General features: G+C 75.5%; 12 protein-coding genes. 8 read left to right on the forward strand and 4 right to left on the reverse strand.

Annotated features, from left to right (window positions below; all coding sequences use genetic code 11):
• Nucleotides 1–67: 67 nt before the first annotated feature.
• The gene (locus tag QSK52_RS21705) at nt 68–1,009 is read right to left on the reverse strand and encodes an AEC family transporter (RefSeq protein WP_285737789.1); all 942 of its coding nucleotides are present in this window, start codon (nt 1,007–1,009) and stop codon (nt 68–70) included.
• Between the two features lie 717 nt (nt 1,010–1,726).
• Here QSK52_RS21705 and QSK52_RS21710 point away from each other — a divergent pair.
• Nucleotides 1,727–2,545, forward strand: a complete 819-nt coding sequence (locus QSK52_RS21710) for a transglycosylase SLT domain-containing protein (RefSeq protein ID WP_285737790.1) — start codon at nt 1,727–1,729, stop codon at nt 2,543–2,545.
• A 287-nt stretch (nt 2,546–2,832) separates the two neighbouring features.
• Here the strand turns inward: QSK52_RS21710 and QSK52_RS21715 are convergent, their stop codons facing one another.
• Nucleotides 2,833–3,906: a Gfo/Idh/MocA family protein gene (locus QSK52_RS21715; RefSeq protein WP_285737791.1), complete on the reverse strand. Its 1,074-nt coding sequence runs from the start codon at nt 3,904–3,906 to the stop codon at nt 2,833–2,835.
• A gap of 124 nt (nt 3,907–4,030) precedes the next feature.
• Between QSK52_RS21715 and QSK52_RS21720 the strand changes: the two genes are divergently transcribed.
• Together QSK52_RS21720 and QSK52_RS21725 are read left to right on the forward strand one after the other, a co-directional pair.
• Nucleotides 4,031–4,642, forward strand: coding sequence for a TetR/AcrR family transcriptional regulator (locus QSK52_RS21720; protein ID WP_285737792.1), 612 nt, complete (start codon nt 4,031–4,033; stop codon nt 4,640–4,642).
• Nucleotides 4,643–4,832: 190 nt separating this feature from the next.
• Nucleotides 4,833–6,272: a GuaB1 family IMP dehydrogenase-related protein gene (locus QSK52_RS21725; protein WP_285737793.1), complete on the forward strand. Its 1,440-nt coding sequence runs from the start codon at nt 4,833–4,835 to the stop codon at nt 6,270–6,272.
• A gap of 97 nt (nt 6,273–6,369) precedes the next feature.
• On the opposite strand, the gene QSK52_RS21730 is transcribed toward QSK52_RS21725, so the two are convergent.
• Nucleotides 6,370–7,047 (reverse strand): DUF5995 family protein, encoded by a 678-nt coding sequence (locus QSK52_RS21730; RefSeq protein ID WP_285737794.1) that lies wholly within the window; start codon nt 7,045–7,047, stop codon nt 6,370–6,372.
• A 565-nt stretch (nt 7,048–7,612) separates the two neighbouring features.
• On the opposite strand from QSK52_RS21730, the gene tyrS reads away from it, so the two are divergent.
• The gene (gene tyrS / locus QSK52_RS21735; RefSeq protein ID WP_285737795.1) at nt 7,613–9,022 is read left to right on the forward strand and encodes a tyrosine--tRNA ligase; all 1,410 of its coding nucleotides are present in this window, start codon (nt 7,613–7,615) and stop codon (nt 9,020–9,022) included.
• A gap of 73 nt (nt 9,023–9,095) precedes the next feature.
• Here tyrS and QSK52_RS21740 read toward each other — a convergent pair whose 3' ends face one another.
• Nucleotides 9,096–10,643: a CehA/McbA family metallohydrolase gene (locus QSK52_RS21740; protein WP_285737796.1), complete on the reverse strand. Its 1,548-nt coding sequence runs from the start codon at nt 10,641–10,643 to the stop codon at nt 9,096–9,098.
• A gap of 429 nt (nt 10,644–11,072) precedes the next feature.
• Between QSK52_RS21740 and QSK52_RS21745 the strand changes: the two genes are divergently transcribed.
• The 4 genes from QSK52_RS21745 to QSK52_RS21760 all read left to right on the forward strand — a co-directional run bounded on the left by QSK52_RS21745 (nt 11,073) and on the right by QSK52_RS21760 (nt 14,373).
• A complete protein-coding gene (locus tag QSK52_RS21745; protein ID WP_285737797.1) occupies nt 11,073–12,833 on the forward strand; it encodes an ATP-binding protein in 1,761 nt (586 codons plus the stop codon).
• Entirely contained in the window at nt 12,830–13,237 is a 408-nt protein-coding gene (locus QSK52_RS21750; protein ID WP_081951833.1) for a roadblock/LC7 domain-containing protein, read from the forward strand. Before QSK52_RS21745 ends, QSK52_RS21750 begins: the two co-directional genes overlap by 4 nt.
• Nucleotides 13,238–13,397: 160 nt before the next feature.
• A complete protein-coding gene (locus QSK52_RS21755; protein WP_285737798.1) occupies nt 13,398–13,751 on the forward strand; it encodes a DUF742 domain-containing protein in 354 nt (117 codons plus the stop codon).
• Complete coding sequence (locus QSK52_RS21760) at nt 13,732–14,373, forward strand: GTP-binding protein (RefSeq protein WP_285737799.1); 642 nt, start codon at nt 13,732–13,734, stop codon at nt 14,371–14,373. The genes QSK52_RS21755 and QSK52_RS21760 overlap by 20 nt, the downstream gene beginning before the upstream one ends.
• Nucleotides 14,374–14,386 lie beyond the last annotated feature (13 nt).

A 14,386-nucleotide genomic window follows, 5' to 3' on the forward strand; every position in this document is an offset into this window, starting at 1 on the left:
AACTCTACGGGAGCGCCCCCCGCCGGGGCGAAGCCTGTGACCTGCCGCACTCCCCGGCCCGGCCCGGTCAACCGCCGCCCAGTGACCAGGCGATGACCGACAGCGTCAGCATCGACAGCACCGTCGACACCAGCACCGCCGACCGCGCCAGCACCGGCGCCGCCCCGTACAGCCGCGCGTACACGTACACGTTCTGCGCCGTCGGCAGCGCCGACAGCAGCACCGCCGCCCGCAGCTGCGGCCCCGGCAGGTGCAGCAGCAGGGTGCCGACGGCCAGCGCCGCCAGCGGCTGCCCGAACACCTTCACCAGCACCGCGACGGCCAGCTCACCGCGCTCCGGGCGCTGCGCCGCCGCGCCCGGCGGGGTGTGCAGCGACAGGCCCAGGGTCACCAGCGCGGCCGGGACGGCGGCCCCGCCCAGCAGCTCCGCCGAGTGCGCCAGCGGGCCGGGCAGCCGCCACCCGGCCGCCGAGAACAGCGCGCCCAGGCCCGCGCCCAGGATCACCGGGTTGCGCAGCGGCAGCAGCGCCAGGCGCCGCAGCCGCTCGACGGGGGAGGGGCGGGCGGCGCCGGTGGTGGCGTCCAGCACGGCCAGCACCACCGGTGTGACCAGCAGCACCTGGAGCAGCAGCACCGGCGCGACGAACGAGGCGTTGCCGAGCACCTGCGCCGCCACCGGGATGCCGAGGTTGCCGGAGTTCACGTAGCCCGCCGCCATCACCGCCACCGTCCGCTCGGCGGTGGACCGCTTCGAACGCCGTCCGGCCAGCAGGCCCAGCAGCGAGGCCACCGCCGTCCCGGCGGCGAACGCCAGCACCCAGGTGTCGGCGAAGGACGCCAGGTCGGTGCGCGCCACCACGGTGAACAGCGCCGCCGGCATCGACACGTGGAACACGAACCGCCCGAGCACCGCCTCCGCGTCCGCCCCCAGCAGCCCCGTCCGCCCGGCCAGCCAGCCGACCGCGGTCAGCACCCAGATCGGCGCGAACGCCGCGACCAACGCCTCCACCCTGACCTCCCACCGCAGTCAACCAGGTGGGCCCGAACGTCCGGTCGGAGGGGAGGGGAGAGGAGGGGAGGAAGGGTGGGGGACGAAGGGCGGTGGGTCCGAAGGTCCGGGCGGTGGGGGCCCGGGCCGGGGCGGGTTGACGACGCGTGAGCCGGGTCACGGGTGGGGCGTGAGCCGGGTCACGGGCGGGGCGGTTCGGGTGGTCGGGCGGCTGCGGTGCGTGGTCGGGGGGAGAGCGGGGTCACAGGGCGGGACGGTGGCCGGGGTCACACGGGGGTGGTGGGCGGGGAGGGCGGCCGGGGGCGCGGAGGCCTTGGCAGGACTGGGCCCGGGCCCAAGAGCCCCGTGGTGGGGGGAGGTTGGGCGCTCCTGTGGCCTTCTTCACAGGGGGGCCGGAATACGGGGGGTCCGGAGGAGTGAACTCCCTTGCCGTGCAAGGCGATTCGAGTTGTGGAGGAGTTGTGCAGATGCCATTTCCGGATGTTTGCCGCTCCGTTGGGGCTCCGGCAGTCTCGTGGTTGTGCCCCGAGCCGTTCCGAGTGCTCACGGGGCTGACACGGCGCAGCGGACCGCGAGACCAGCGCGGCGCACGCGTCCCCCGGTGAGCACGGAGCCGCCGGGCCGGCCGTCCCGGGCCGAGGAACCCGCACCGAGCGGGGATCCCGCATGTCCACCCGGGCTCGGCGTGACCTGGAACGACTCTCGGAGGTACTCGACATGCGACGCATCAAGCACAACCTCGGCCGACTTCCCCAGGTGCGGATGGGCCACCACCGCATGCCCGACGCCGTCCTCGGCCTCGGACTGCTCGGCGCCATCGCCGTCGGCACCGTGCTGCCCGTCTCGCAGGCGATCGCCGACCCGGCCCCCCACCGCGCCGACGCCGCCGCGGTCGCCACCGCGGACGCCCAGGGCGCCAACCGCGACGGCGACCAGGCCGCCTCCCGCGGCGAGGACCGCCAGCCCGTCCAGCAGGACCAGGCCCAGGCCCAGCCCCAGCCCGACCAGGGGCAGCAGGCCCAGGCCCAGCAGGACCAGCAGGCCGCGGAGCAGCAGGCCCAGCAGGCGAAGGCCGAGCAGGAGAAGCAGGCGGCCGAACAGCAGGCCCAGCAGCAGGCCGCGGAGCAGCAGGCCCAGCAGGCGAAGCAGGCTGCCGAGCAGGCCGCCGCCCCCGCGAAGAAGACCTACGCGAACAACCTGGACGGCTGGATCGAGGAGGCCCGCGACGTGCTGGCCGCCAACGGCAAGCACGTCCCGTCCGCGAAGGCGATGCGGGCCGCCGCGATCGCCGAGTCCTCCGGCAACCCGAACGCCCAGAACAACTGGGACTCGAACGCCAAGATGGGCACCCCGTCGATCGGCCTGACCCAGATGATCATGCCGACCTTCAAGGCGTACGCGCTGCCCGGCCACACGGACATCCGCAACCCCGTCGACAACCTGGTCGCCAGCTCGCGCTACTGCGACGCCCGCTACGGCAACATGGACAACATGGCCGCCGCCCGCGGCTACGGCTCCCACTGGCGCGGCTACTAGGAACCGCCCGCCACGCGGAACCGCCTCTCGGCCCCCTCGGTGCACCCGCGCCGCAGGGGGCCGCGGCGTGCCCGGGGGCGGTGGCGGGGCGGCGGTGTTGATCCGCGCGGGCCCGCCGACCCGCCTCACCCCGCCCGAGTGCCAGGTGCCGGAGGCCGTCGTCGAGGGCCGCACCTCTCGCGCGGCGCCGTCGAGAAGCACCTGAGCGCGCTCTGCGGCAGGCTCGACCCCCCGCGGGCGGGCGGCTACGGCCGCCGGGTGCCGGCGGTGCTGCGGTGCCCGGGGGCCTAGACCTCCTGCGGGGTGCCGGTCGCGGCGGAGCGTTCGACGGCGGCGAGCAGGCGGTGGTGGGCCGCGGCGGTGCGGAAGTCCGGGTGCGGGGGGCGGTTCGCGGCGGCGGCCTCGGCGAACTCCCGGTAGAGGGCCGCGACGTTGGCGACCGGTCCGTCGGCGGGGTGGAAGGGGACGGTGCGGTAGTCGGCGGGCACCTCCAGCGGCTCGCCGTCGAGCCGGATCTCCCAGTCCGTCCAGTGCGGGTAGCTGCCGGGGGTGGCGGGGATGGCGGTCAGGGTGCCCGCGGAGCCGACCAGCCTGAGCAGGAAGCCGTCCGGGGTGCCGCTGCCGCCGTGCACGGTGACGGAGGCGGCGGCGCCGTTCTCCAGGGTGCCGAGCAGCATCAGGTGGGCGGGCACCCCGTTGGGGACGGTCCGTCCGGTGCCGGTGACCTCGACGTGCTCGCGCGCACCGGGCAGCCGGGCGGAGACCTCGACCAGCGGGCCCGCGACCCGGTGCAGGACGGCCAGGAAGTGCCCGGCCATGACCGTCAGCAGCGAGGTGCCCCCGGCGGGGTCGGTGGACCACTCCAGTTCCGGTGCGATCCGGGCGCCGCCCAGCGGGTCGCCCGCGGCGACCAGGACGGCGGCCTCCAGGCGGCCGATCCGGCCCGCGGCGAGCAGGTCGGCGAGGAAGCGGGCGTCCGGCGACCAGTGGCCCTGCAGGTTCACGGCGTGCCGGACGCCCGCCGCCTCCGCGGCCCGGGCGAGGTCCTCGGCCTCCGCGGCGTCCACGCCCAGCGGCCACTCGGACAGCACGTCCTTGCCCGCGGCCAGCGCGGCCCGGACCACCGCCGCGTGCCCGGCCGCCCGGACGGAGACCACCACCAGGTCCACCTCGGGGTGCGCGACGAGCGCGGCGGCGTCGGTGAGGGCGTGCGGGACGCCGTGGGCGGCGGCCACCGCCTCCGCGCTGGCCCGCCGGGTGGTGGCGACGGCGGTCACCGCGTACTCGTCCAGTCCGGCGAGCGCGGGCAGGTGCGAGGCGTTGGCCCAGCCGCTGGCTCCGACGATCCCGACCCTGATCATGTGCCCTCCCGAGGTGCGCGCCCAGTTTCTAACCGATCGGTTAGAAACTAGGTGACGGGGCGGCCCGGGGGCAAGGGGTAACGTACCGACGGCCGGGGGACGGGACGGAGCGAGGAGGCACGGCATGCCAGGCGGTCGCCCGCGCGGGTTCGACCCGCAGACCGCGCTCGACCGGGCGCTGGAGCTGTTCCGGCGGCAGGGCTACGAGGGCACCTCCCTGTCGGACCTGACCGCGGCGATGGGCATCAACCGCAACAGCCTCTACGCCACCTTCGGCAACAAGGAGCAGCTGTTCCGCCGGGTCCTCGACCGCTACGCCGCGGGCCCCGCGGCCTTCGCCGCCGAGGCCCTGGAGGAACCGACGGCCCGGGCCGTCGTCGAACGGACGCTGCTCGGCGCCGTCGAGCTGACCTGCGGCGAGCACGCCCCGTCCGGCTGCCTGAGCGTCAACGCCGTGCACGCCTGCGGCCCGGAGTCGGAGCCGGTCCGCGCCGAGGTGGTCGCCCGGCGGGCGGCCGGGGAGGACGCCCTGCGCCGCCGCTTCGAGCGGGCGCCCGACCTGCCGCCCGGCCACGACCCGGGCACCCTGGCCCGGCTGGTGCACACCCTCACCGACGGCCTCGCCGTGCAGGCGGCGAGCGGGCACGACCGCGAGCAGCTGCGGCAGGTCGCCGAGCTGGCGCTGCGCACGCTGTTCCCGGCGGAGGGGGGAGCGGGGCGGGCCGAGGAGGGTTGACGCGCCAGGGCAGACCCTTTGGAGGTTCCTACAGGCAGGTTCCGGAATCCGGCGGCCCCGGTTGTGTCGATCTTCAGGATTCCGGCGTGAGCTGGCTCGGAACGGGGGATTCAACGAGAATCGAACGTTGGGTGTGCGCGGCTCGGCCGCGGCGCGCCGTAACGTTTCTTCCCAGCCAGAGAGCCCCTTCATGCGCTTCCTGAACGACCTCAAGCCCGCGTACGACCTCACGTACGACGACGTCTTCATGGTCCCCAGCCGCTCCGCAGTGGGCTCCCGGCAGGGCGTCGACCTCTCCTCGAACGACGGCACCGGCACCACCATCCCGCTGGTGGTGGCGAACATGACCGCGATCGCCGGGCGCCGGATGGCCGAGACGGTGGCCCGCCGCGGCGGGCTGGTCGCCATCCCGCAGGACATCCCGATCGAGGTCGTCTCCGAGGTGATCGGCTGGGTCAAGCAGCGCCACCTGGTGCACGACACCGCGCTGACCCTCGCCCCCGGCGACACCGTCGCCGACGCGCTCTCGCTGCTGCCCAAGCGTGCGCACGGCGCGCTGGTCGTGGTCGAGGGGGGCAAGCCGGTCGGCGTGGTCACCGAGGGCGACTGCCAGGGCGTGGACCGGTTCACCAGCCTGTCCGAGGTGATGTCGCGCGACCTGCTGCTGCTGGACGAGGGCATCGACCCGCGCGCCGCCTTCGACCGCCTCAACGAGGCGCACCGCAAGCTCGCCCCGGTGGTCGCCGCCGACGGCACCCTGGTCGGCATCCTGACCCGCAAGAACGCGCTGCGCGCCACCCTCTACACCCCCGCCGTCGACGCGGACGGCCGCCTGCGGATCGCCGCCACCGTCGGCATCAACGGCGACGTGGCCGGGCGCGCCAAGTCGCTGCTGGAGGCCGGGGCGGACGTGCTGGTGGTCGACACCGCGCACGGCCACCAGGAGTCGATGATCAACGCGCTGCGCGCGGTGCGCGGCCTGGACCCGCAGGTGCCGGTCGTCGCGGGCAACGTGGTCTCCGCCGACGGCGTGCGCGACCTGGTCGAGGCGGGCGCGGACATCCTCAAGGTCGGCGTCGGCCCCGGCGCGATGTGCACCACCCGGATGATGACCGGCGTCGGCCGCCCGCAGTTCTCCGCCGTCCTGGAGTGCGCCGCCGAGGCCCGTCGCCTGGGCCGGCACGTCTGGGCCGACGGCGGCGTGCGCCACCCGCGCGACGTGGCGATGGCGCTGGCCGCGGGCGCCTCCAACGTGATGGTCGGCTCCTGGTTCGCGGGCACCCTGGAGTCCCCCGGCGACCTGCAGACCACCGCCGACGGCCGCCAGTACAAGGAGAGCTTCGGCATGGCCTCGGCCCGCGCCGTGCGCAACCGCACCTCCGACGAGTCGGCCTACGACCGGGCCCGCAAGGGCCTGTTCGAGGAGGGCATCTCCACCTCGCGGATGTTCATCGACCCGGCCCGCCCCGGCGTCGAGGACCTGATCGACTCGATCGTCGCGGGCGTCCGCTCCTCCTGCACCTACGCGGGCGCGGCCGACCTGGAGGAGTTCCACCAGAAGGCGATCGTCGGCATCCAGAGCGCGGCGGGCTACGCCGAGGGCAAGCCGCTGCACTCCAGCTGGGCCTGACGGCGGGACGAGAGGGGCCGGAGCACCGCTCCGGCCCCTCTCCTGTGCCCGCCCCGGTGCCGGCGCACCGGGGCGTCCGTCGCCGGGGACGGGGCCGTCAGTTCGGGTTGAGGGGGCCGAGCGGGGTGAGCAGGGCGCGGCTGACCATGCCGACCGAGCCGGAGAGGGCGTCGGTGACCAGGGTGCGGGCGGGCGGGAGGCGGCGCAGTTCCCAGAGGGCGAGGAGGGAGGCCCAGGCGGCGTCGCGGGCGCGGTCGATGCTCCAGACGGAGAGGACGTGCAGCAGCGGGCCGCCGACCGGGACGGGGAGCAGGGCGTCGCGGACCCGGGCCTCGACCTGGGCGAGCAGGGCGTTGACGCGCAGGTAGTCGGCGTGCAGCCGGTCCGGGGAGCGGTCGGTGCGCAGGCAGGTCTCCAGGACGGCGAGCGGGAGGTCGTTCTCGATGTGGGCGTTCATCCCGGCCAGGGCGAACTGCAGCGGGTGGACGCCGGGGGCGGCGCGCAGTTCGAACAGCGGTCGCCAGCAGGCGTCCGGGCGGCGTCCGGCGCGGTCCTCGTCGACGGCGGTCAGGTAGCGGGCGGCGAAGACCGCGTCGAGCTCGGCCATGGTGGCGGGGTCGTCGAAGTACGCGGCGGCGAGGTGGTCGCGGACCAGGCGGGTGACCGTCAGGTACATCGCGTTGAACACCGCGACCCCGTCCCCGGGCGGGAGTTCGGCGGCCAGCCGGGTCATCCAGTCGACCACCTGGTCCACCGTCAGCACGGGTGCGGTCATGCGGAACCTCCAGGACGCGTGGTCGGACAAGCGGATGGTGGGCTGATACTCCGTCACCTTCGCAGGCGGGCCCGCCGCTGCCAAGGCGCACACGTGGGGCGGGCGGGTGGAAAACGGCGGCGGGCAGGGGAGGGTGCCGGTGGGGGCGGGGCGGGAAAAACCAGGTGCGCGGGGCGGGGCCGGTGGGGCAGCATGGGCGGCGGCGGCGCTGTTGGGCGCAGTTCGCGCTCGCGCCGTTCCCCGTCCCCGGAGGCTCGCGTGGTGAAGCGATATTAGAGGCGGTGCACACCGCCCTCCGGCCTGCCCCTCGACCTGTGGGCGGCCGGGCCTCCCGGTCCTTCTCGGACGACCCTGCTGACGTGCTGATGCGTTGACGCGCCCCCGTGCGGGGGTGCCGTCCGTGGTCGCGCGGTCGTCGACACCTGCCGTGAGTCGTGGGCGGCCGTCCCTTCGCGGGTCGGTCGGCAGTCCCTGTCGTCCGGCCTCCTCCGAGCCCCCGCACCCCCGTCCGCGCCGCGCGGCCCTGCCCGGCCGCCGTGCGCCGACACCCTCCGAGAGGATGCCCATGACCGCCACCGCGTTCGACCGCAGCACCGCACGGCTCCGTGAACTGATCGAGGAAGAAGGGGAGTTGCGGGAGGGTCCGGAGCTCGGCCGACTGCTCGAGCTGCTCGCGGAGCGGCGCGGTGCCGACCTGTCCGGTCTCCCGCCCGGGCGGCAGGCCGAACTGCTCGGGGCCCGCGCCGCGGAGGTGCTGCCCGGCACCGGCCGGCTGGCCGAACTGCTGGCCGAGGGGCGGCCGTTGACGGTCAAGTTCGGCATCGACCCGACCGGCGCCGAGGTGCACCTCGGGCACGCCGTGCCGATGATCCTGGCCAGCCGCCTGCAACGGATGGGCCACCGGGTGGTCTTCCTGGTCGGCGACGTCACCGCCCGGATCGGCGACCCGTCCGGCCGCAGCGCCGAGCGCCCGCCGCTCACCGCGGCGGACGTGCGGCGGAACGTGGCCACCTACCGGCAGCAGGTCGGGCCGTTCTTCGACTTCGAACGGGCGGAGTTCCGGTTCAACAGCGAGTGGCTGGAGGCGATGACGCTGCCCCGCTTCCTGGAGGTGCTCTCCCGGCTGCCCGCCTCCGCCGCGCTGCAGCGCGAGGACTTCCGCACCCGGCTCGCCGAGGGCAGCGGGCTGACGCTCGCCGAGCTCGTCTACTCCGTGGTGATGGCGACGGACTCGGTCGAGCTGGCCGTCGACGTCGAGCTCGGCGGCCTCGACCAGCTGCTCAACCTCCAGATGTGCCGCCGGGTGATGGCCGCGGCCGGGCAGCGGCCCGAGGTCGTGCTCGCCACCGGCCTGATCGAGGGCACCGACGGCACCGGCGCCAAGATGAGCAAGTCCGCGAACAACTACGTCGGACTGGGCTTCCCCGCCGAGGAGGTGTTCGGCCGGCTGATGTCCTGCGCGGACCGGCTGCTGCCCGGGTACCTGCGGGCGCTCACCGAACTCCTCGACGAGGAGATCGAGCTGCTGCTCGCCCAGGTCGACGACGGCCGCCGCCACCCGATGGCCGTCAAGACCCTGCTGGCCGCGGCCGTCACCGCCACCGTCCACGGCGAGGCCGCCGCGCTCGCCGCGCGGGACGCCTTCCGGGCGCGGTACTCGGTCCGCCGGTACTCCCAGGCGGGGCCGCTGCCCACCGTCGACCCGAAGGTGCACGGGGCGGCGACGCTCGGCGAGCTGCTGGTCAGGGTCAGCGGCGAACTGCCCGGTCTCAACCAGGTCCGCCGGGTCGCCGGGGCGGGCGGCCTCAGGCTCGTCGTCGAGCACACCGACGGGGCGCAGCGGACGGTTCCGCTGAGCCGCGCGGAGGCGGACGAGCGGCTGCTCGTCGTGCTCGGCGCGCACGGGCTGGCCCGGCCCGGGGCGCACCGGCGGGTGTTCCTGCGCTGCGGGCGGAAGGTGCTGGAGGTGGGCTGAGCGGGCTCCGGCGGGCGGGAGCGGTGGACCGGGGGAGGCCCGGGCCCGCCGGTCCGGGCCCCGGTGCGTTCCGCTACTGGGCGTGGAGGGTGATCGGGTTGGTGAGGGCGGCCATCGGACCCCAGGGGAGGTCGGGGCCCATGGAGTTGCCCCTGCCGGGCGTGCCGTCGGGCTTCGGGTGGCGGACCTCGGCGCGGACGTAGGAGGCCAGGGAGGCGGTGGTGCGCCAGCGGACGGTGGCGGGGCCGGTGGCGGGGAGGGTCTCCTGGTGGAGCTGGCCCTCGTCGGTGAGCAGCCGGGCGGTGCCGCCGGGCACGCCGGAGACGGTCAGTTCGACGTCGACGGGGGCGTCCGCGGGGACGGTCAGGCGTTCGCCGATGCCCGCCCGGCGGCCGTGGCCGGTGGCGGTGAACTCCAGCTGCACGGCGGCGGACCCGGCCAGCCAGCTGCGTCCGGCGCGCAGGCCGTCGAGGACCGCGGCGCGGCTGAGGTCGTCGGCGAGGACGACGTTGTGCGGGCTGCCGATCGGCTGCGGGTCGCTGTGGGCGTCGCTGTTGCCCATCGCGGGGAGCCAGTCGCGGCCCTCGCGCAGCGCGGTGGCGAGCTGGGCGTCCCAGGTGTCGACGGCGGACTCGTCGTCGTACGTCCAGGGGCCGTTCCAGACCTCGACGGCGTCGGCGTCCCGGTGGCCGAACTTCCACTGGCAGCCCACGTACGGGCAGTAGGGGTGGGCGGGGACGACCAGGCCGCCGCTGCGGCGGACCTGGCGGGCGAAGCGCGGGAACTGCCCGTCGCGGGAGCGGTAGCGCCAGTCGACGAACTGGCCGGGGTCGAGGCCGAGGGCCAGCCAGTGGCCGTTGCGGGTGGTGACCTCCTCACCGAGGACGATCAGCAGGTCGTCCCCGGCGAGCGGGCCCCAGACGCCGTGCGAGGAGCTGGTGTTGTGGTCGGTGGAGACGATGAAGTCGAGCCCGGCGGCCCGGGCCCCCGCGGCGACCTCCTCGGGCAGGCGGCGCCCGTCGGAGTGCACGGTGTGCAGGTGGCAGTCGCCCCGGTACCAGGCGCGGCCGCGGCCGCGGGCGCGCTCGGCCGGGTAGTGCGGGGTGAAGGCCGGTCCGGGGGCGCCGGAGCGGAGGGTGACCCGCACCGTGTAGTTCAGCCCCTGCGGGGCCACCTGGTAGGGGCCGAGGACCACGTGCCAGGTGCCGGGGTCGACCGGTCCGGGCAGGTAGCCGGGGGTGGCGGCGGTCGCGGAGACGCTGAAGGAGGTGCGGAACCCGCCGGACCAGCCGCGGAAGCCCCGGCCGCCGAGATCGGTGCCGCGCTGGTCGAAGAGGCCGATGTCGCAGGAGTTGCCGGGGGTGCCGGGCGGGACGGCGGGCCGGTCGTAGTCGTAGGCCACCGCGATCTCCCGCACCCCGGGCGGGACCTCCACCGGGAGCAGGACGAAGTCGGGCGCGCCGGTGGGCAGCCAGCCGGTCAGCGTGACGACCCGGTCGGCCGGGACGGGGGCGGCGGGGGACGAGGGCGGGAGGGCGGGGGCGGCGGCCGCGGCGCCGGTGGCGAGGCCGGTGCGCAGCAGGGCGCGGCGGCCGGGCCGGGCGGACGGGTCGGTGGGCATCGGGGCGGACCTCCGGGGGCGGGTGCGGACGGGTCGTCCGCCTCCCTACCCGGCGGGGTGAACCGGGGGTGTGCCGGGACGCACGGGTGTGCGGAGGAGGCGTGAACGGGGCGTGGGGGAACGTCGGACTAGCACTGTTGACCGGAAGGGGACGGGGATTCGGCGGGAGTGCCGCTCTTCCGGGTGAATCCGGCGCGGGGGGCTACTGCGGGGGCGCGTGGTGCGACAAGCCTATGAGTCGGGCGCCGGGCGGTCGGAACCGCCCCGCGGAGCCCGGTGCGGAGTTCCCCCGCGGAACAACTCTCCTGGGGGAAAAGAATTCTGACGGACCGTCAGGCCCGTGGTGCACCGGCTATGCTGCTTCGCGCCCCGGGCCCCGCCGCACCGCCCGGCCCCGCCCGCCACCCCCGTCCCCACGAGCGTATGAGGATGCTGATGCTTCGAGCCGGATCGTCACCAGGCGGATCGTCCGCGGGAGGACGGCTGCCCGCGGCCGTACTCGTCTGTCTGCTGCCCGCGGCGGTGATCGGCGCGGCCGTCGGCCTCGCCGCCGCGGCGGACCCGGGCGCGGCGACCTCGGGGATCATCTGGTGCGGCCTGGTGGGCGCCGCGGCCGTGGCGGTGGCGGGGTTCGAGGCGGTGCGCCGCGGCCGCGCGCTGGAGCTGGCCCGCGAGGAGGCCGACCGGCGGGAGGCCGAGCAGCGGCACCGGCTGGCCCGGCAGCAGGAGGGCATGCTCGAACTCGCCAGGGAGGAGCTCCCGCGGGCCGTCGCCCGGATGCAGGGCGGCGAGTTCATCACCGACGTGCTCCGCTCCTACGAGCAGCAGCACGTCAACAACGCGGGCGACGAGTTCCACGACTTCCGCTACGCCGTGCTGCGCGCGGTGCTGGACGCGGTCGACAACGAGGAGGCGATGCGCGAGTCCGCGCAGCGCGCCTTCGTCAACATCGCCCGCCGCGTCCAGGCGATCGTCCACCGGCAGGCCATCGACCTGCGCAAGATGGAGGACCGGCACGGCGACGACCCCGCGGTCTTCGACGACCTGCTGGTCATCGACCACGGCAACGCCCTGATCGGCCGCCTCGCCGACTCCATCGCGGTGCTCGGCGGCGCCCGCCCCGGCCGCCAGTGGAACAACCCCGTCCCGCTGTACAGCGTGCTGCGCGGCGGCATGTCCCGGATCCTCGACTTCCGCCGGGTCGAACTGCACCCGGTCTCCGAGGTCGCCGTGGTCGGCCCCGCCGTCGAACCGCTGATCCACGCGCTCGCCGAACTGCTCGACAACGCCACCCGCTACTCGCCGCCGCAGACCACCGTCCACCTCACCGCCGTCGAGGTGCAGACCGGCATCGCGATCGAGATCGAGGACGGCGGCCTCAGCCTCGGCGAGGAGGGCCGCGCCCGGGCCGAGCGGATGCTCGCCGAGGCCGAGTCCGGCATCGACCTCAACGGCCTCGGCGAGGCGCCCCGGCTCGGCCTCGCCGTGGTCGGCCGACTCGCCCGCGCCTACGGCTTCCAGGTCTCGCTGCGCCCGTCCGCGTACGGCGGCGTGCGCGCCGTGCTGATCGTCCCCGACGTCTACATCACCACCGCGCCCGCGCCCAGCCGCGCCCACGGCATCGGCCGGATCGCCACCACCACCCCGCTGGCCTTCCCCTCCCACCCCGGGCAGCCCGACGCCGAGGCGTACCCGGCCGGGAGCGAGCCCGTCGACACCCCGCCGCGCCCCCGCCCCGCGGCCGCGACCCACACCCCCGCCGGGGGCTTCGCGGCCACCGCGGCCTTCCCGTCCCCCGGGACGTTCCCGCAGACCGGGACGTTCCCGCACGCGGTGCCCGCACCGTCCGCGCCGTTCGGCCGGGCCGCGTCGTCCGCCCCCCACGAGGACGACGTCCCGCTGGTGCTGGAGCGCACCGCGAACGGGCTGCCCCAGCGCCGCCGCCACGCCGCCCCGTCCCGCTTCGGTGCGGCCGCCGCCCCCCGCACCCCGCAGCCGGCCCCGAGCCCGGCCGCCCCGGCCCCGGTCGCGCAGCCCGCGCCGGTGCCGCAGACACCTGCCCCCGGGCCGGTCCAACCCGGCCTGTGGCTGGCCGCCTTCACCAACGGCGTCAACGGCACCGCGCCGACCGCCGGACCGGACGGCGGCAGCCGCGCCAGTGACGAAGCAGCAGGGAAAGGCGACAAGTGATTCAGCAACGGACCAACATGGACTGGATGCTCAGGGACCTCGCGGAGACCGTCCCGTGCATCCGGCACGTCATCGTCCTGTCGGCCGACGGCCTGCGACTGGCCCAGCACGGCACCGACCCCGACACCGCGGACCGGCTGGCCGCCGCCTGCGCCGGACTGCAGAGCCTGGCCAACGCGGTCGGCCACGAGTTCCCGCACGGCGACGGGCGGATGCGGCTGGTGGTGATCGAGGTCGGCGGCGGGTTCTTCTACCTGATGGCGGCCGGCTCCCGGGCCTACCTGGCGGTCCTCGCCGACGAGGGCGTGGACGCCGGACTGGTCGGCCAGCGGATGCGCGACCTGGTCGCCCGGATCGGCGAGCACCTGACCACCCCCGTCCGCGGCAGCGAGCAGATCGCGTGACCCGCACCGCCGCCGACCGGGACACCGGCCGCCGGGCCGCGTTACGCACCGTCCGGGCGGCAGCGGCCGTCCGCGCGGCAGCGGCGGCGCCCACCGGGGCGGGAACGACCGGAACACCGCCGACGCGCCGACCGGCCGCCGGCCACACCGAGGTGCGGGGATGAGCAACCAGGACTGGGCGAACGCCAACCCGGAGCGGCTGTACGTGATCAGCGGGGGGCGCGACCGCAAGTCCGCCACCGCCGGGTTCGACCTGGTCACGCTGGTCGTCGCCCGCGCCCGGCCCGAACCCACCATGCAGCCCGAGCACGCCGCGATCCTGCGGATCTGCTCCTCCCCGCTGTCGGTCGCCGAGATCTCCGCCTACCTGCGGCTGCCGAACAGCCTGGTGACCGTCCTGCTCGCCGACCTGCTCGCCGAACGCCGGATCGAGGTCCGCGCCCCCGTCCCGCCGGCCGCCCTTCCCGACCTTTCCCTGCTGGAGGCAGTGATCCATGGACTTCAACGGCTCTGAGCCGCGCGGACCGCGCGAGGCCGAGCTGCTCCCGGCGACCGTGGCCACCGCCGTCAAGATCGTCGTCGTCGGCGGCTTCGGGGTCGGCAAGACCACCCTGGTCGGCGCGGTCAGCGAGATCCGCCCGCTGACCACCGAGGAGACCATGACCGAGGCGGGCGTCGGCATCGACGACCTGGCCGGGGTGGAGCGCAAGAGCTCCACCACCGTCGCGATGGACTTCGGCCGGATCACCATCAGCGACGAACTGGTGCTGTACGTCTTCGGCACGCCCGGCCAGGAGCGCTTCTGGTTCCTGTGGAACGGCCTGTTCGAGGGCGCGCTCGGCGCGGTCGTGCTGGTCGACACCCGCCGCCTGGAGGTGTCCTTCGACGTGCTGGGGCGGCTGGAGGACCGCGGGGTGCCGTTCGTGGTCGCGCTCAACGGCTTCCCCGAGTCGCCCGGCTACCCCGTCGAGGAACTGCGCGCCGCGCTCGACCTGCCGCACCACGTGCCGATCGTCCACTGCGACGCCCGCTCCCGGGAGTCCAGCCGGGACGTGCTGATGGCCCTGATGCGCTACCTGTACGACCTCGCCGCCCAGCCCGCGGGAGCGGCCGCGTCCGCCCAGCCGGTCGGCTGACGAATCGTCAAAC

The sequence above is a fragment of the Kitasatospora phosalacinea genome, from assembly GCF_030268885.1.
Classification (GTDB): domain Bacteria; phylum Actinomycetota; class Actinomycetes; order Streptomycetales; family Streptomycetaceae; genus Kitasatospora; species Kitasatospora phosalacinea_C.